Consider the following 16,094-nt stretch of genomic DNA (forward strand, 5'->3'; position numbering starts at 1 on the left):
ACGCGACGCTAGGTGCCAAAGAGGTACATATCCGGCGAACGGGGAACGTACGCCCTAACGTGCGACAGCCCGCACGTCAGCGGCCGGCGCTATCCAGCGCGTCAGTGGCCAGCTCACGCCCGAGGGCCACCATCTCCGCGGCCCGGTGGAAATCCATCACCCGGCAGGCGTTGACCGGCACCGCGATGCGGACGTCCGGCGGCAGACCGGCCATCCGGTACCGGGCGATCATGTCCTGCATGGCGTCCAGCGAGAACGTGATCACGTCGGCGATCCGCAGGTCGCTCGGCAGCGCGACGTCGGCGCCGAGCTCCCCCGTCACGACCTCCCCGGAATTGCCGGACCGGGCGAACACCTGGCGCAGGCGCTCGTACCAGTCACCGGCCCGCTGGGGCTCCGCGGTGGCGTGCACCGGGCCGGAGGACTCCTGCACCGGACGCGGCGCCTGCAGCGAGACGGCGACCGTCAGGTCGGCAGCGGCCGCGGCGGTGGGCTCGATCGGTACGGGATTGAGCAGACCGCCGTCGGCCAGCAGCCGGCCGTCCACCACCACCGGCGTGATCAGCCCCGGGATGGCGATGGAGGCCCGGATGGCCGAGCGCAGCGAACCCTTCTGGAACCACACCTCGCGGCGAGCCATGAGATCGGTGGCGACCGCCGTATAGGGAATCGGCAGATCCTCGATCTCCGCCCCGGCGAGGAACTCGTTCAGGTGGTTGATGAGGCGGTCGGCGGCCATCGCGCCGGGCGAGGCCCATTTCGGGTCGATGAGGCGCAGGACGTCGCGCTGCTTGAGGGTGACGGCCCACTTCGTGAACTCCTCGAGCCGCCCGGCGGCCAGGACGCCACCCACGAGGGCGCCCATGGAGGAGCCGGCGACCGCGACGATCTCGAACCCGCGTTCCTGCAGGACCTGGACGACGCCGATGTGGGCGAAACCGCGGGCGCCGCCGGACCCCAGCGCCAACGCGACCCGCCGTGGCTGGGACATCAGCCGATGCTAGCCGACGGCGTACCGGCCGCCGGCCATGCCGAGGATCGGCTCCATGCCCGGCAACCGGGCGCGGCACGTCACTCCCGGTCGGTGGTGGCTTCCGCCGTACGCTCGGCCGGGGCGGTGGCGCTCCAGCTGGCCAGCAGCCGCAGCGCCTGCTGAGACGGCGATCCCGTCTTGGCGGTGTAGACGAACAGGGTCTGTTCCGGGTCCTCGGGCAGTTGCAGTGCCTGGAAGTCGATCGTCACGTCACCGACGATCGGGTGACGATAGTGCTTCGCCCCGGACGTCCGGGTGAGGACCTGATGGTCGGACCACCATTGCCGGAACTCTTCGCTCTTGACGGACAGCTCCCCGACCAGGGCCGCCAGGTGCGGGTCGCCGGGGTGCCGGCCGGCGTCTAGGCGCAGGACGGCGACGGTCTCGGCGGCGACCTTCTCCCACTGGGCGTACAGGGCGCGCGCGGTCGGGTCGAGGAACATGAACCGGGCTTTGTTGCGCTGCCCGGCCGGCAGGGCGTTGAAATCGCAGATCAGCGCGCGGGCCATCCGGTTGGCGGCGAGCACGTCCATGCGCCGGCCCAGAATGAACGCCGGCGAGGCGGCGTCGTCGAGGGTCTCGAGCAACTGGTACATGGTCGGGCGCACCCGCTGGGCCCGCGGCGCGGGCGCGCGCCGGGCCCGGCGGGGCTGGGCGAGGTCGAACAGGTGGGCCCGTTCGGTGTCGTCGAGCTGCAGAGCCCGGGCGATCGCGTCGATCACCGTGGCCGACGGGTTGAGGTTGCGGCCCTGCTCCAACCGCACGTAGTAGTCGACGCTCACCCCGGCGAGGGCGGCGAGCTCCTCGCGGCGCAGCCCGGGCACCCGGCGGTCCGGGAAGTCGTCGGTGATGCCGGCAGCGGCCGGGGTCAGCCGGGCCCGGCGGGTGCGGAGGAAGTCCTTGAGGTCGACGTTCTTGTCCACGGTCCCAGTCTCCTCCCGGCGCCGGCCCGGCCGAACGCCCTACCTGGTATCGCCGGTCCTACGCAGCCTGCCGGGTCGGCATGATGGTGATCTGCTGCAGGTTGACGTGCTTGGGCAGGCCGGCGGTGAACGCGACGACCTCGGCGACGTCCTCCGGCGTGAGCCACTGGACGGTCTCCTTCGAGCCGTCCAGCCAGTCGAGGGCGCCCTGGTCGGTGACGTGGCCCTGGAGCTCGGTGCCCACGATGCCCGGCTCGACCGCCGAGACCCGCACGTCCTTGGCGCCCAGCTCGACGCGCAGGTGCCGGGAGAGGTGGGTGATGTACGCCTTGGTCGCCGAATAGACGGCGAAGTTCGGGAAGATGTTCTGCGCGGCGATCGACGAGGTGTTGAACAGGTCGGCCGTACGGCCCTCGCCGGCCGCGGCGACCAGCTGCGGGGTGACTGCGCCGATGGTGTGCATGGCGGAGGTGACGTTCAGATCGATCTGGTGCTGCCACTGGTCGGTGCGCAGCTCCTCGATCGGCGCCGGCAGCATGATGCCGGCGTTGTTGACGACCAGGTCCACGGTCCCGAACGCCGCCTCGGCCTCGGCCACCGCGGTTCGGACGGCGGCGCTGTCGGTGACGTCGGCCGCCACGCCCAGCGCGCTGCCGCCCGCTGCGGTGATCTGGGCGACCAACTCGTCCAGGCGGTCCTTGCGCCGGGCCAGCAGCGTCACCTTCGCGCCCCGGGCGGCCAGCAACACCGCTGTGGCCGCGCCGATCCCACTGGAGGCGCCGGTGACGAACGCGACGCGACCGGCGAGCGGCAGGTTGGCGGGAGCAGTCATGGTGTTCTCCTCGAACAGTGCGACGGTGTCTCCGTCTGCACCCCATGGAACCGCCGGGGAAGCCCTGGTGGGCGTCCCTACCTGGGCCGGTGCTGACCAGGTCCGCCAGTCCTACCCGGGCCGTCCGGGGTGAGCACGCCGTGGGCCCGCGTCGCCTACCGCCGCCCCGTTCCGCCGTACGGCGGGACGGTGTGCAGCACCGCGGTCGGGGCATCGGCCATGCCGCCACCGACCGGCTCGACCAGCGTGTCCGGCTCGTCCGCGCTCTTCCTCCGGCGGATCAGCATCAGCACCAGCGCACCGACACCCGCGGCGACCAGCAACACGCCCAGAATCGTGTACGGCAGCACACTGCCGCCCTCGTCGCCCCCGGTAGCCGTGCTCGCGGGCGGCGTCGCCTCCGCCGGACTCTCCTGCGCCGCCGGCTCCTCCGCCACCTCGGGAGAGCTCGTCACGGCGGTGGGAGTCGGCGGTGTCTTCGACGGGACGGCCACGGCGGCCAGGACCAGGCGCACGGTCGCGGTGCCGCCGGCGGTGGCCTGCACGGTCGCGCGAGCGGTGCGGTAGCCGTCCTTGCCCGCGCCGACGGTGATGAGGCCGGCGGCGATGGGCCTGCTGTCGCTCGACCTGACCGAGAACTTGCCGTCCTTGCCGCTGGTCGTCCGGTAGCTGTGCCCGGCGCTGTCCCGTACGGTCACATCCGCGTTGCGGACCGCCTTGCCGGCGGCGTCGCGGACCCGGCCGGAGACCCGGCTCACCGCCGACGACGGGGTGTCCCCGCCGCGGACGAGGATCTGCTTGTGGTCGAACGCGGTCTGCACGCCGACCCGAACGGAGACCGCGAGGTTGAGGCCGGTCTCCTCACCGGCGCGCACCTGGGGCGCGACAACCGTGGCCTTGAACGTCTCGCTCCGGCCGGGCCCGAGGTCCCGGACCGCGGCACATCCGTCGGTGCACCGAAGGCCGCCGGAGACGGCCACGAAGACCCGCGCGGCCCCGCGCTCGTTGTTCGTGGCCCGGAACCGCACGCGCACCGGCTCACCGGACTTCACGGTGTCCGACGACACACTCTCGATGCGGATCGCGGGCGGGGCAGCCGCCGCGGGCGCCGCGGGCACCGCGAGCGCGCCCCCAAGCAGGGCGATCAGCGCGGCGGCTCGGGCCCACCGGATACGCCTCGTCACGTCCAACCACCTTCCTCACCGCAAGCGACCCGGGTCTTCTCTCCGCAAGCGACCAGGGTCGATGACACCGCCGGACACTATGCCCTGTCGCGGCCGGGTCGCGCGACTTCGCGGTTGTCCACAGGGCGATCGCCGGGTGCCGGCCCGGCGGCATAGGGTCGGCCTGACCGCTCGGACCGCTGCCGAAAGTGAGCCCATGGCCATCGACCTGACCGCCCTCCGGGCGCACTTCCCCTCGCTCGGCCACGGCCTCGCCTTCTTCGACGGCCCGGGTGGGACGCAGACGCCGCGCCCGGTCGCCGACGCCATCGCCGCGACACTGACCGGCCCCCTGTCGAATCGCGGCGTCGTCAGCGTGTCCGAGCTCAACGCCGAACGGGCCGTCGCGGAGTTCCGAGCGGCGTGTGCCGACCTGCTCAACGTGCCCGCCGGCGGGGTCGTGCACGGTCGCAGCGCCACCCAGCTCACGTACGACTTCTCCCGGCACCTGGTCAAGGAGTGGCGCGCCGGTGACGAGATCGTCCTCAGCCGCCTCGACCACGACTGCAACGTCCGGCCCTGGGTCCAGGCCGCCGGGCGCGCCGGGGTGACCGTCCGCTGGATCGAGATCGACCCGGAGACCACGGAGCTCGACCTCGAGGCGTACGAGCGGGTGCTGTCGCCCCGGACGCGGCTGGTGGCGGTCACCGCCGCCTCCAACGTGCTGGGCACGAAACCGCCCGTGCGCCGGATCGCCGACCTGGCGCACGAGGCCGGTGCGCTGGTGTACGTGGACGGGGTCCACTACGCGGCTCACCACCTGGTCGACGTGCCGGCATTGGGTGCGGACTTGTTCGTCTGTTCGCCGTACAAGTTCCTCGGGCCGCACTGCGGTGTGCTCGCGGGTGCGCCGGAGTTGCTCGAGACGCTGCGCCCGGACAAGCTGCTGCCGTCCTCCAACGCCGTGCCGGAGCGCTTCGAGTTCGGCACGCTGCCGTACGAGATGCTGGCGGGCGTCACGGCCGCCGTGGACTTCCTCGCCGCGATGGACCCGGGCACGGGCACCACGCGCAGGGATCGGCTCGCGCGTTCCTTCGGCTCGCTGCACGAAGCCGAGCAGGCGCTGCGGACCAGGCTCGAAGAGGGGCTGCGCGGGCTGGGCGACGCCGTCACCCTGCACTCGAAGGCGGCCGACCGCACCCCGACGCTGCTGATGACCCTCGAGGGGCGCGACGCCCGCGAGGCCCAGCGCCATCTGGCGGCCCGGGACGTGCTGGCCCCGGCGGGGTCCTTCTACGCGTACGAGCCGTTCACCGCGCTGAAGCTGGAGGATCCCGCGCTGCGGGTGGGGCTGGCCCCGTACAACACCGCCGAGGAGGTGGACAGGTTCCTCGACGGGCTGTCGTCCTTTCTCTGAGTCGTCAGTCCTCGGCCGGAAGACGCGAGCCTCGATCTCGATGCGTGCCCGGCCGGCGCTCACCTCGTTCAGCGCCTCGGCGTGGGTCGCGGCGAACGTGGTCAGCCGCGGCAGCGCCGCCGTCATCACGGCGCCGACGGCGTGGGCCCGGCAGCGGGCGTCGGCGGCGCCGGCCCCGCAGCGGACGTCGGCGGCGCCGGCCCGGCGACGCGCGTCGGCGGCGACCTGCGCGCGCCGGTCCTCCGGCTCACCGGTCCCGCGACCTGTCAGGACCACGGCGAGGACGACGGCCAGGCAGGCGTGGAAGGCACGTCCGGAGGTCCATTGCGGGACCGTAACGGCCGGTCGGGCCCATCGAGGTGCAGGCCCGGCCGACCTGTCACCCGAACGGCGGCCACAGCGTCACCTCGGGCCCGGAGCCCGGTCACCGCGCGGCCGCGGTGTCCCGGCCACGGGCAGGCTGACCCGGCCGCCTCAGACGCGTGCGGATCGGCGGCCCCGCAGCACCTCGAGCGCCACCGTGGCGCCCACGCACGCGATCACCACCCCGGCCCAGCCCAGCGCCGCGATCAGCAGGAACGTCAGCCACCAGGCGGTCGCGATGCCGGCCACCATGGCGGCGGGACCCGTCTTCCGCTCGGGGGATGCCCGCTCCACGTCTCCCTCCGCTGTGGACCCACGCGGCACCTCGGCGCAGCGCAGCATGCTGCAGACGTCGCGGATGCCCTCGGTGTCCCAGGCGATCTCCGCGGCGACGCGCTCCACTTCGGGCGAGTCGGCGGTGCCGGTCAACAGGGCGACACCGTTCTGCACCTCCACCGTCAGGCGAGCGCGCCGGGTCGATGGATGGGCACGCAAGCGTTCGGCGACCCGCTGGGTCAGCCGTTTGTCGAGAGTCGCCGGTGGTGTCCGGCCCTGCCGAGGAGAGGCCGGGTCGTCCGGCCACGGCCAGGTCATCATGGCGAAACCCCTTCCGCACGAGCACACTCACCCGGCTTTCACAATCGCAGACCCGAGCGGCGGCGACTCTGCGATGCCATGAAACTTCGATAACGAACCCCGCTCGCTGAATGACAGTTCCATGACAATGGCGAACCGGCTCGATCACGCCTCGGCGCCGGTGGCTGAATTCGCATTCCCGTGTCACCATCGGAGCGTGGACGTGTTGTTGTGGATTATTGCCGCCGCGGCGTTCGCCGTCGCGGAAATCTTCACGGCCACGCTATTTCTCAGCATGTTCTCGGCGGGCGCGCTGGCCGCCGCCGCGGCGGCCGGGCTGGGCGCGCCCGTGGCGGTCCAGGCCGCCGCGTTCGTCGTGGTCTCGGCGCTGACGCTCGTGGTCGTCCGCCCGGCGCTGCGCCGCCGCCTGGGCACCACCGAGCCGGCGCCCATGGGCGTGGAGGCCATGCGGGGCGCCGTCGCCGTCGTCGTCGAACGGGTGGACGCCGAGAACGGCATGGTGAGAATCGACGGCGAGTTGTGGCAGGCGCGGTCCCTGGAAAGCGCCGGCTCCTACCCGCCCGGCGAACGGGTCAGAGTCGTCGACATCGGCGACGGCACCGTCGTGGTCTGGCGTGACGATCTGCTCGGCATCGCCGACGTGCATCCCTGAGCCGCTTCTTCCCGTACCCGAACGAAGGTGAATCACGCACATGGACGCTGCCCTGGGCATCATCATCGCCGTCATCATTCTGTTCACCGTCGTCACTTTGGCCAAGGCCGTCCGAATAGTGCCCCAGCAGCGGATGGATGTGGTGGAACGGCTGGGGAAGTACAAGCGCACGTTGTCGCCGGGTTTGAATCTGCTGGTGCCGTTCGTGGATGCGGTGCGGACCAAGGTCGATATGCGTGAGCAGGTCGTCAGTTTCCCGCCGCAGCCGGTCATCACCTCCGACAACCTCGTGGTCAGCATCGACACGGTGTTGTACTTCAAGGTGGTGGATCCGGTCCGGGCCACGTACGAGATCTCCAACTTCCTGCAGGCGATCGAGCAGCTGACCGTGACCACGCTGCGTAACGTGATCGGGTCGTTGGATCTGGAGCGGGCGTTGACGAGCCGGGAGGAGATCAACCGTCACTTGTCGGGGGTGCTGGACGAGACGACGGGCCGGTGGGGGATCAAGGTGACCCGGGTGGAGATCAAGGCGATCGAGCCGCCGCCGAGTATCCGCGATTCGATGGAGAAGCAGATGCGTGCCGAGCGGGATCGGCGGGCGGCGATCCTGAATGCGGAGGGGCACAAGCAGGCGCAGATCCTGACCGCGGAGGGTGAGAAGCAGGCGGCGGTGTTGCGTGCTGATGGTGACCGCCAGGCCCGGATTTTGCAGGCCGAAGGCCAGGCGAAGGCGATTCGTACGGTGTTCGACGCGATTCATACGTCGAATCCGTCGCAGAAGGTCCTGGCGTATCAGTATTTGCAGTCGTTGCCGCAGATCGCGAACGGCTCGGCGAACAAGGTGTGGATCGTGCCGACCGAGTTGACCAAGGCCCTGGAGGGTCTGGGTGGTGCGCTGGGCGGGCTGGCGAACATGGCGGGGGATCAGCCGTCGGCGGCAGTGGATGCCGGTGCGGTCGAGCGTGAGGCCCAGGCGGCGGCGCAGGCGGCTGCCGCGGAGGCCGAAGCGGTCAACGAGCAGGTCCGGGTCGCTGAGGCTCAGGTCTCCGGCGACGGCAGCACCAAGGGCCTCCTCGCACCGGAACCGGCCCGGGAGCTGCACGCCGGAAGCCCGGACGGGCCCTGACGACCGGACGCCGTCAGGCCTCTCGGCAGCACCTCGGCCCAGCCGTCATGGCCCAACGGATTCTCCGCCGCTCAGGCCGGCGGTGAGCACGGCGATCCCACGGTGGTCCCCCACGGCGACCACCGTGTCGTCGTGGCGCAGCAGGAACTCCGGCCCGGGTGCGGCGGTCACCCGGGAGCCCCGGATCACCGCGACGATCGCGGTCCCGGCCGGCGTCCCGGCCCGGGCGTCGGCGAGCGGGCAGCCGTCGTACGGTGAGCCGACCGGCACCCGGATCCGCGCCGCGGTGACGCCGTCGATGCGCTGTTCCAGCTCGCGGATGTGGTCGATGGTCACGGTGGCGTCGAGCAGGTCCGCGACGCTGTGCGCCTCGGCGGGGTCCAGGTGCAGCGTGTACGCGACGTCGTCCGGATCGCCGGGGTCGTACACGACGACGTCGCGGCACCCGTCGAGATGCGTGATGACGCCGAAGCGCTGTCCGGCCGTCGTGTCCGCGGTGTGCCGTACGCCCACGCCCGGCAACGCGGTGCGTTCGATGTTCATGTCCGCCCTCCGATCGGTTGAGCGTTGGTGTCGGGTGAGCGATGCGGCCGGTCGTCCGGCCGGTGATCAGGCGACGGCAGCGCATCGGCGGGTCCGAGGCGGGGCAAGGCCGGCGTGACGGCAGCCGACCGGCGCGTGGAACGTGGTGGCGCATCGGGGGTCGCCGGTCTCGCCGTGCCAGCGGGCCAGGCGTCCCGCGCGGCCGACCGCGCGAAGGCGTTGTTCCACGGCCTGCCGCGTGTGGTGCGTGGCGATCAGCAGCAGCTGGTCGCCGGCCCGCAGATAGGTGTCCCGGTCGGGTACGAAGCTGGCGCCCTCGCGGACGATCAGCGTGATCGCGGACGGCGGCGGGAGCCGCAGTTCGAAGATCGCCACGCGGTGCAGCCGGGAGCCGCGCGGGATGGTGATGGTGAGCAACGCCGCGCCGAGCACCTCCAGCGGTGCGGTCTCGACGTGCAGCTCCCGCGGCTCGTTCGAGCGGACGAGGCCCAGCCGCCGGGCCAGCCACGGCAGGGTCGGCCCCTGGACCGGGTGAAGATGACGACGAGGACGAACACGACGTTCATCAGCTCGCGGCTGCCCGGTACGCCGGCCACGATCGGGAACGTGGCCAGCACGATCGGCACGGCGCCGCGCAGTCCGGCCCAGGAGACGAATCCCTGCTCGCGCCAGGGCATCCGGAACGGCAGCAGGCACAGCACGACCGATACCGGCCGGGCCAGGAACAGCAGCACCGAGCCGATCACCAGCGCCGGGAGCACCGCGGCGGGCAGCTCGCCGGGGCCGACGAGCAGGCCGAGCATGACGAACAGTCCGATCTGGGCGAGCCAGCCGCAGCCCTCGGCGAACGAGTTGATCGCGTTGCGGTGCGGCAGGCCGGCGTTGCCCAGGACGATTCCCGCCAGGTACGCCGCGATGATGCCGCTGGCGTTGACCGCACCCGCGGCGGCGAACGCGAGGATGCCCCACGCGAAGGTGACCAGCGGGTACAGGCCCGTAGCGGGCAGCGCGATGCGCCGCAGCGTCATCGATCCGAGCCGGCCCAGCATCAGACCCGCCCCCGCGCCGACGATCAGCTGGTAGGCGACGTCGCCGAGGATCGCGCCCGGCCCCGGCAGGTCGGTGACGGCGGTGCTGAAGACGAGCACCAGGATGATCGTCGGGGCGTCGTTGAAGCCGGATTCCGCTTCCACCATGCCGGTGACCCGCTTGGGCAGCGGCAGCGCCCGCAGCACCGCGAACACCGCCGCCGCGTCGGTGGAGGACACGATCGCGCCCAGCAGCAGCGCCAGATGCCAGTCGACGCCCAGCAGCAGGTGCGCGCCGGCGGCCGTGACGATCACCGAGATGGCGACCCCGGCGGTGGCCAGCAGCCCGGCCGGCAGCAGCAGGCTGGGCAGTCCGAGCCGGTTGGCGAAGCGCGCCCCCGCGATGCTGGCCAGCAACGCCGCGCCGGCGACCAGCAGCACCAGGTACAGCTGGGTCAGGCTCACCGCATCGTCCCCGGCGGCGCCGCCCCTGAACACTGCCGCTCCGTGCGGTGCACCGACGACGCGGTGCGGGCTCGCATGCCCGTCGAAGCCTCCTTCGGGTCACTCGCGGCGATACCGGTCGGCCGATGCAGACGGGTGCCGCAGTCTGCTCATCCTGGCGTGGGCCCGGCGCCCGCATCATCGGTGCTGACCCCCATATCGTCGAGCGCATGAGGGCCGGCCCGGATGGACCGCCCGGCACCGGGCGGCCCAGCATGGAGGTCCGCCACCAGATACCGGAGGTCTCCGCGCGTGTCCCTGTTCTGGCGGATCTTCACGCTCAACGCCGCCGTCCTGGTCGCCGCCGCCGGCGTGCTCCTGCTGGGCCCGCTCACCGTCTCCACCCCGGTGCTGCTGACCGAGGCGGCCGTCCTGGCCGTGGGCTTGGCCGCGATGCTGATCGCCAACGCGCTCCTGCTCCGCGTCGGCCTGCGCCCCCCTCGACCGGCTCAGCGGCACCATGAACACCATCGACCTGCTGCGGCCCGGCCATCGTCTGCCCGTCACCGGCCGGGCCGGGATCGCGGACCTGATCCGTACGTTCAACGCCATGCTCGACCGGCTGGAGCGCGAGCGGGCCACCAGCGCGGCGCGGGCGCTGTCGGCGCAGGAGGCGGAACGCCAGCGCATCGCGGCTGAGCTGCACGACGAGATCGGCCAGACGCTCACGGCGGTGCTGCTCGAGCTCAAGCGGGTGGCCGATCACGCACCGCCGCCGGCCCGTGACGAGCTGCACGAGGTGCAGGAGACGATCCGTACCAGCCTGGACGAGATCCGTCGCATCGCCCGCCGGCTGCGCCCCGGCGTGCTGGAGGAACTGGGGCTCGTCAGCGCTCTCAAGGCGCTCGCGGCGGAGTTCTCCACGGCCGGGCTGACGGTGCGCCACGCCCTCGACGGCGACCTGACCGGCCTCGGCCGGGACGTGGAGCTCGTGCTCTACCGGGTGGCCCAGGAAGGGCTGACCAACGTCGCCCGGCATGCCCGGGCCCGGGCGGCCGACCTGCGGCTCAGCTGGACCCCGGACGGGGTCGACCTGCGCATCCGCGACGACGGCACCGGCCTGCGCGGCGCGGCCGAGGGCGCCGGCATCCAGGGCATGCGCGAACGGGCCCTGCTCATCGGCGCCGAGTTGTCGGTCGGCCCGGCGGACGGCACCGGCACCGGCACCGAAGTCCACCTGCGCGTACCGGCATCCGACGAGGACAGGTGATCATGCCGCAGCCGACCCGCATTCTGCTCGCCGACGACCACGCCCTGATCCGTCGTGGCGTCCGGCTCATCCTCGACGGCGAACCCGATCTGACCGTGGTCGCCGAGGCGGCCGACGGCGCCGAGGCCGTCGATCGCGCCCGCGCCACCGGCCCCGACCTGGCCGTCCTCGACATCGCCATGCCCCGCCTCACCGGCCTGCAAGCCGCGCGAGAGCTCACCCGGACCCTGCCCGGCCTGCGCATCCTCTTCCTCACCATGTACGACAACGAGCAGTACTTCTTCGAGGCCCTGCGGGTGGGCGCGGCCGGGTACGTCCTCAAGTCGGTGGCCGACCGCGACCTGGTGGAGGCGTGCCGGGCGGCGATGCGCGACGAGTAGTTCCTCCACCCCGGGGCCGAGACCGCCCTGATGCGCACGTACCTGCAGCGGGTCAGGCAGGGCGACCCGCTGCCCCCGCGGGCCGTCACCGAGCGGGAGGAGGTCCTCAAGCTCGTCGCGGAGGGCCACTCCACCAAGGAGATCGCCGAGATGCTGTTCATCAGCGTCAAGACGGTGGAGCGGCACCGGTCCAACATCCTGCAGAAGCTGGGCCTGCGGGACCGGCTCGAGCTGACCCGGTACGCCATCCGAACCGGCCTCATCGAGCCCTGACCGGTCAGGGCTTCAGCGTCACCACGAGCGTGTGCCGCCCCGGCCCGGTCGAGGTGGTCAGCTCGTCGCCGCGCGCGGTGGGCACCCGCCGCACCGGAACCGGGCGTCCGTCCAGGGTCACCGTCGCCACGGTCGCGCCGTCCGGCAGGACGGTGCCGAGGGTCAGTCGCGCGGGTACCGCCGCGTCGACGGAGACCGACAGGACCTTCCCGCGGCTCGCCGCCCGCACGTCGAGGTGCCCGGAGCCGACCCGGATGTCCGACCCGGCGATCCGCCGACCGGCCGGGATCAGCGGCACCACGGACAGCCGCCCGTTGCCCAGGTCCGGCGCGACGCCGAGCTGCTGGTGGACCACCGGCCACAGCACGCCGTACGCACCCCAGGCCTGCAGCACGCTGGAGCGGCTCAGGAAGTCCTTGCTCAGGTTCGAGCCGAAGTCCGGCGACGGCAGGATCTCCGGCATCGCCCCGGGCATCTCCCACATGCCCGGGTCGAGCTGGCTGCGCGCGTTCGCGGTGGTGTAGCGCTGCTGCTGGGCCATGCGGCCGTAGTTGCCCTCGGCCACCGCCATGATGGCGTTGCCGAGCGAGAAGACGCTCCGCTCGGACGGTACGGCGGAGAGCACGCTGTCGCACGAGGGCCCCGGGTTGCCGGCGGGATCGCTGGTCGGCCCGGTTCCGGTGTGGAAGAGGCCGGAGTCGCCGGTGAAGCAGTCCCGTTCCCGCTGGGTCAGCGCGACCGCGCTGGGGAACTTCACCGTCTCGTCGGTGTTGCCGGCGTCGGCGTTGACGCCGTAATAGACCTGCCCGTCCGGGGTGACCTCGTGCACGACCTTGCCGGAGCGGTCGTTGGCGATCTCGCTGAGGTCGCGCAGTGTCCGCAGGTGGTCCTCGACGGCCGCGAACTGTCCCGCGGCCACGGCGGCGAACGCCGTGTACTCGCCGTCGGTGGCGAAGATCCACGGGTAGTCGGGCCAGCCGGCGCCGATCCAGCGGGCCCGGCCCACCACGCCGGCCGGCGGCGGGTGGGCGGTGCCCTGGTTGCTGGCGAAGACGTGCAGGTCCCGCGATTCCTGGACGGAGTCGGCGAGGTTCTGCTTCGACCACTCGACGCTCTGCTGCAGGAGCCGGTCGCCGGGCAGGTCCACCCGGCTGTGCCGGGCGACCGCCGCCCGCGCGGCCGTCTTCGCGGCCAGCGCGCCGTCCGGGTCCCGCAGCGCCCGGGCCAGTTCCGCCCGCGCGGGTGCGAGGCCCTGGTCGGAGCCCGCGACCGCGAACCAGACCGTACGCGCGGAGCCGCCGGCCGTGACGTCGTAGGCGAGCCGGCCGCCCGTACCCCGGCCGTCAGGTCCGTCGTCGCAGACCGCCGGCGCCGGATCGCCGCAGATGACGCCGGCCTGCGGTCCGCGCAGGCCGGGGCCGAGCGCGTGCCCGGCCGGGGTCAGGCTGCTGCCCACCAGCGCGGCCCAGTCGTGCGGCCGCGCGTTCGCGACCGGTGGCGTGCCCCGGTCCCGGAAGACCAGGTTGCGGCCGTCGAAGGAGCCGGTGTCGGGCAGGTTGGCGGCGGCCTGACCGGGGGTCGTGAAACCCCACGGGTACGCGGACAGCAGCTCGGAGTGCGCGTCCACGGTCAACCGCACGGTGCCGGCTCCGGCCGGGAACCGCAGCCCGATGAGCGCGGCCCGCCCGCCGTCCGGCACGACGTCGACGCGCTGGACGGTCAGCCCACCCGGCCCGGCCAGGCTCATGGTCGTGTACCCGGCGCCCGTGGTGAACCGGCGGGCCTTCAGCCACGTCCCGTTCACACCGAACCAGATGCCGTCCAGCACCTTGATCGGCGGCGTCCAGAAGCCGCCCATCTCGCCGCGGATGTGCCAGCCGGTGGCGGGATAGGTCGCGTCGGCGGCGCCCACTTCGTACATCCGGCTCCCGGTGACCACGAAGCGGCGGTCACCCAGCCGGGTGGTCTCCGCCGGTCCGGCCCGGGTCGCATCGGCGGAAGCCGCCGGCGCGTACCCCGCCAGACCGATGACAGTGCCGGCCACAACGGCCGCGGCGAGGCTCCGCCGGACGTGACGTTCCATCGGCACGCTCCCGGATTGAAATCCGCTGATGTCCCTCGGACCGACCCTCGTCCGCGGAGCCGCGCCGGCACATCCCCCGATCGGACACGAGCGGGAGCCGCGCCCTCATCCCTTGACCGCTCCGGTGAGGCCGCCGACGATGCGGCGTTCGAAGAGGCTGAAGAAGACCAGCGCCGGGATCATCGACAGCGAGGTGAAGGCCAGGACCTTGGCCGTGTCCACCGAGTACTGGGACGAGAAGGCCTGGACGCCCAGCGGCAGGGTGAAGGTGTCCTGGTCGTTCAGGATGAACAGCGGTAGCAGGTAGCTGTTCCAGCTGCCGATGAAGGCGAGGATGCCGGTGGTGATCAGGCCGGGCACCGACAGCGGGAGCACCATCCGCCAGAAGAAGCCGAGCCGGCTGCAGCGGTCGATGGCCGCGGCCTCCTCGATCTCCTTGGGAATGGCCCGCAGGAACGGGACCAGGATGATGATCGTGGTCGGCAGGGCGAAGGCGATCTGCGGCAGGATCACGCCGGGCAGCGTGTTCACCAGCCCGAGATTCTTCACCAGGATGAACAGCGGCGTGATGGCGACCGTCACGGGGAACATCAGGCCCGAGGCGAACAGCGCGTACATCGCTCCGCGGCCGCGGAATCGGTAGCGCGCCAGGACGTAGCTCGCCATGACGCCCAGCACGACGACGGCGACCGTCGTGACCAGGGCCACGATGGTCGAGTTGCCGACCTGGCGCCAGAACGTGTCGCTCGTCAGCACATCGGTGTAGTTGGCGGTCACCCACGGGCGCGGCAGGCCCGCGGGGTCGGTGATGATCTGCGAGTTGGTGCGGAAGCCGCCGACGATGATGTAGAGGACGGGTCCGAGCATGACACCGATCAGCATGAGCGCGGCGGCGTAGACGACCGGGCTGCCCCAGCGAGTGTCGTTGCGGGCCATGGCTACTGCCCTTCAGTGAGCGCGCCTTCGGTGTCCCGGCGCAGGACGAAGCGCTGGTACACGAGGGCGATGACCAGTGAGATGACGAAGAGCACGACGGCCACCGCGTTGCCGTACCCGTAGTTGGCCGCGTTGCGTCCCTCGACGACCATGTACGTCGCCATGGTGGAGGTGCCCGCGGTCGACGCGACGTACTGACCCCAGATGATGTAGACGAGGTCGAACAGCTGCAGCGCGCCGATGATCGACAGGAAGGCCCAGATCCGGATCGTCGGCCCGAGCAGCGGCAGGGTGATCCGCCGCTGGATCTGCCAGTACGAGGCCCCGTCGACGGCCGCCGCCTCGGACAGCTCCTCCGGGATGTTCTGCATGCCCGCCAGGAAAAGGATCACCGCGAACCCGACGTACTTCCAGGTGAGGATGAACATCAGGGTCCAGATGGCGAGGCTGCGGTCGGCGAGCCAGTCCTCGGCCAGGCCGCCGAGGCCGATGGACCGCAGCACGTCGTTGACCGCGCCGCCCGCCTGCAGCATGAGGGCCCAGGCCGTGCCGACGATGACCTCGGCGATCACGTACGGGACGAAGATGAGCACCCGGATGACCGACTGACCGCGGACCTTGCGGTTGAGCAGCAGCGCGAGGCAGACGGCGATCGGGCCCTGCAGGACCAGCGACAGCACCACGATCTGACCGTTGTGCCACAGCGCCTGGTGGAACGAGCTGTCCTGCAGGATGGTGCGGTAGTTGTCGAGGCCGACGAAGTCGGTCGGCACCCCGTAGCCCTTCCACCGGTAGAAGCCGTAGTACGCGGCCATCACCACCGGGAAGATCACGAAGCCGACGAACATCAGGAGCGCGGGTCCGGACAGCGCCGCGATCTCCAGACGCTGGGCCCAGCCGATTCCACGCCGGCGGGGACGCAACGGAGGGGGCGCCTGCCCGCTTCCCCCGTCGCGTACCCGGTTGCCGGACGCGTTCTCGGTGACCGCTGTGCTCTCGCCACCGATGTCGCTGATCATGGCTCGGCT

17 protein-coding genes and 1 pseudogene are annotated in these 16,094 nt (G+C 71.9%); 7 read left to right on the forward strand and 11 right to left on the reverse strand.

Features of this window, described 5'->3' with window-relative positions; translation table 11 throughout:
• Positions 1 to 76: 76 nt before the first annotated feature.
• The 4 genes from AB0K03_RS07825 to AB0K03_RS07840 form a co-directional block, all read right to left on the reverse strand.
• Positions 77 to 991 (reverse strand): patatin-like phospholipase family protein, encoded by a 915-nt coding sequence (locus tag AB0K03_RS07825; protein WP_364681896.1) that lies wholly within the window; start codon positions 989 to 991, stop codon positions 77 to 79.
• A gap of 80 nt (positions 992 to 1,071) precedes the next feature.
• Complete coding sequence (locus tag AB0K03_RS07830; protein ID WP_364681898.1) at positions 1,072 to 1,956, reverse strand: helix-turn-helix transcriptional regulator; 885 nt, start codon at positions 1,954 to 1,956, stop codon at positions 1,072 to 1,074.
• A 58-nt stretch (positions 1,957 to 2,014) separates the two neighbouring features.
• Positions 2,015 to 2,788: an SDR family oxidoreductase gene (locus tag AB0K03_RS07835; protein ID WP_364681900.1), complete on the reverse strand. Its 774-nt coding sequence runs from the start codon at positions 2,786 to 2,788 to the stop codon at positions 2,015 to 2,017.
• A 155-nt stretch (positions 2,789 to 2,943) separates the two neighbouring features.
• Complete coding sequence (locus AB0K03_RS07840) at positions 2,944 to 3,972, reverse strand: carboxypeptidase regulatory-like domain-containing protein (RefSeq protein WP_364681902.1); 1,029 nt, start codon at positions 3,970 to 3,972, stop codon at positions 2,944 to 2,946.
• A 196-nt stretch (positions 3,973 to 4,168) separates the two neighbouring features.
• Here AB0K03_RS07840 and AB0K03_RS07845 point away from each other — a divergent pair, with 196 nt between their 5' ends.
• Complete coding sequence (locus AB0K03_RS07845; protein ID WP_364681903.1) at positions 4,169 to 5,368, forward strand: cysteine desulfurase-like protein; 1,200 nt, start codon at positions 4,169 to 4,171, stop codon at positions 5,366 to 5,368.
• 474 nt (positions 5,369 to 5,842) lie between these two features.
• Here AB0K03_RS07845 and AB0K03_RS07850 read toward each other — a convergent pair whose 3' ends face one another.
• Positions 5,843 to 6,328 carry a BON domain-containing protein gene (locus tag AB0K03_RS07850; protein ID WP_364681905.1) on the reverse strand — a complete coding sequence of 162 codons (486 nt, stop codon included), beginning with the start codon at positions 6,326 to 6,328 and terminating at the stop codon, positions 5,843 to 5,845.
• A gap of 196 nt (positions 6,329 to 6,524) precedes the next feature.
• Here AB0K03_RS07850 and AB0K03_RS07855 point away from each other — a divergent pair, with 196 nt between their 5' ends.
• Positions 6,525 to 6,980: an NfeD family protein gene (locus AB0K03_RS07855; protein ID WP_364681907.1), complete on the forward strand. Its 456-nt coding sequence runs from the start codon at positions 6,525 to 6,527 to the stop codon at positions 6,978 to 6,980.
• A gap of 40 nt (positions 6,981 to 7,020) precedes the next feature.
• Positions 7,021 to 8,109, forward strand: coding sequence for an SPFH domain-containing protein (locus AB0K03_RS07860; protein WP_364681909.1), 1,089 nt, complete (start codon positions 7,021 to 7,023; stop codon positions 8,107 to 8,109).
• A gap of 45 nt (positions 8,110 to 8,154) precedes the next feature.
• Here the strand turns inward: AB0K03_RS07860 and AB0K03_RS07865 are convergent, their stop codons facing one another.
• From AB0K03_RS07865 to AB0K03_RS07875, 3 genes are all read right to left on the reverse strand, one after another.
• A complete protein-coding gene (locus AB0K03_RS07865; RefSeq protein ID WP_364681910.1) occupies positions 8,155 to 8,652 on the reverse strand; it encodes a TrkA C-terminal domain-containing protein in 498 nt (165 codons plus the stop codon).
• 66 nt (positions 8,653 to 8,718) lie between these two features.
• Complete coding sequence (locus AB0K03_RS07870; RefSeq protein WP_364681912.1) at positions 8,719 to 9,027, reverse strand: hypothetical protein; 309 nt, start codon at positions 9,025 to 9,027, stop codon at positions 8,719 to 8,721.
• Complete coding sequence (locus tag AB0K03_RS07875) at positions 8,979 to 10,145, reverse strand: potassium/proton antiporter (protein ID WP_364681914.1); 1,167 nt, start codon at positions 10,143 to 10,145, stop codon at positions 8,979 to 8,981. The genes AB0K03_RS07870 and AB0K03_RS07875 overlap by 49 nt, the downstream gene beginning before the upstream one ends.
• 484 nt (positions 10,146 to 10,629) lie before the next feature.
• Here AB0K03_RS07875 and AB0K03_RS07880 point away from each other — a divergent pair.
• From AB0K03_RS07880 to AB0K03_RS07895, 4 genes and pseudogenes are all read left to right on the forward strand, one after another.
• A pseudogene (locus tag AB0K03_RS07880) lies at positions 10,630 to 10,740 on the forward strand (hypothetical protein); the annotation flags it as partial.
• Positions 10,735 to 11,394, forward strand: coding sequence for a sensor histidine kinase (locus tag AB0K03_RS07885; protein ID WP_364682447.1), 660 nt, complete (start codon positions 10,735 to 10,737; stop codon positions 11,392 to 11,394). The pseudogene AB0K03_RS07880 and the gene AB0K03_RS07885, both read left to right, overlap by 6 nt.
• Before the next feature lie 2 nt (positions 11,395 to 11,396).
• Positions 11,397 to 11,774 carry a response regulator transcription factor gene (locus AB0K03_RS07890; protein WP_364681916.1) on the forward strand — a complete coding sequence of 126 codons (378 nt, stop codon included), beginning with the start codon at positions 11,397 to 11,399 and terminating at the stop codon, positions 11,772 to 11,774.
• Positions 11,775 to 11,804: 30 nt separating this feature from the next.
• Positions 11,805 to 12,047 (forward strand): response regulator transcription factor, encoded by a 243-nt coding sequence (locus AB0K03_RS07895; RefSeq protein WP_364681917.1) that lies wholly within the window; start codon positions 11,805 to 11,807, stop codon positions 12,045 to 12,047.
• Between the two features lie 4 nt (positions 12,048 to 12,051).
• Here the strand turns inward: AB0K03_RS07895 and AB0K03_RS07900 are convergent, their stop codons facing one another.
• The 3 genes from AB0K03_RS07900 to AB0K03_RS07910 all read right to left on the reverse strand — a co-directional run bounded on the left by AB0K03_RS07900 (position 12,052) and on the right by AB0K03_RS07910 (position 16,085).
• On the reverse strand, positions 12,052 to 14,130 hold the full coding sequence (locus AB0K03_RS07900) for a hypothetical protein (protein WP_364681919.1): 2,079 nt from the start codon (positions 14,128 to 14,130) through the stop codon (positions 12,052 to 12,054).
• Positions 14,131 to 14,235: 105 nt separating this feature from the next.
• Positions 14,236 to 15,066: a carbohydrate ABC transporter permease gene (locus AB0K03_RS07905; RefSeq protein ID WP_364681921.1), complete on the reverse strand. Its 831-nt coding sequence runs from the start codon at positions 15,064 to 15,066 to the stop codon at positions 14,236 to 14,238.
• 2 nt (positions 15,067 to 15,068) lie between these two features.
• Complete coding sequence (locus AB0K03_RS07910) at positions 15,069 to 16,085, reverse strand: sugar ABC transporter permease (RefSeq protein WP_364681923.1); 1,017 nt, start codon at positions 16,083 to 16,085, stop codon at positions 15,069 to 15,071.
• Between the last annotated feature and the right edge of the window lie 9 nt (positions 16,086 to 16,094).

Source organism: Actinoplanes sp. NPDC049316 (assembly GCF_040677315.1).
Classification (GTDB): Bacteria; Actinomycetota; Actinomycetes; order Mycobacteriales; family Micromonosporaceae; genus Actinoplanes.

Bases quoted from the DNA above. Each gene is read 5' to 3' on its own strand.
- AB0K03_RS07895 (WP_364681917.1), top strand. From the start codon at position 11,805: ATGCGCACGTACCTGCAGCGGGTCAGGCAGGGCGACCCGCTGCCCCCG.
- AB0K03_RS07865 (WP_364681910.1), bottom strand. From the start codon at position 8,652: ATGAACATCGAACGCACCGCGTTGCCGGGCGTGGGCGTACGGCACACC.
- AB0K03_RS07860 (WP_364681909.1), top strand. From the start codon at position 7,021: ATGGACGCTGCCCTGGGCATCATCATCGCCGTCATCATTCTGTTCACC.
- AB0K03_RS07890 (WP_364681916.1), top strand. From the start codon at position 11,397: ATGCCGCAGCCGACCCGCATTCTGCTCGCCGACGACCACGCCCTGATC.
- AB0K03_RS07835 (WP_364681900.1), bottom strand. From the start codon at position 2,788: ATGACTGCTCCCGCCAACCTGCCGCTCGCCGGTCGCGTCGCGTTCGTC.
- AB0K03_RS07845 (WP_364681903.1), top strand. From the start codon at position 4,169: ATGGCCATCGACCTGACCGCCCTCCGGGCGCACTTCCCCTCGCTCGGC.
- AB0K03_RS07910 (WP_364681923.1), bottom strand. From the start codon at position 16,085: ATGATCAGCGACATCGGTGGCGAGAGCACAGCGGTCACCGAGAACGCG.
- AB0K03_RS07900 (WP_364681919.1), bottom strand. From the start codon at position 14,130: ATGGAACGTCACGTCCGGCGGAGCCTCGCCGCGGCCGTTGTGGCCGGC.
- AB0K03_RS07850 (WP_364681905.1), bottom strand. From the start codon at position 6,328: ATGATGACCTGGCCGTGGCCGGACGACCCGGCCTCTCCTCGGCAGGGC.
- AB0K03_RS07825 (WP_364681896.1), bottom strand. From the start codon at position 991: ATGTCCCAGCCACGGCGGGTCGCGTTGGCGCTGGGGTCCGGCGGCGCC.
- AB0K03_RS07905 (WP_364681921.1), bottom strand. From the start codon at position 15,066: ATGGCCCGCAACGACACTCGCTGGGGCAGCCCGGTCGTCTACGCCGCC.
- AB0K03_RS07885 (WP_364682447.1), top strand. From the start codon at position 10,735: ATGCTCGACCGGCTGGAGCGCGAGCGGGCCACCAGCGCGGCGCGGGCG.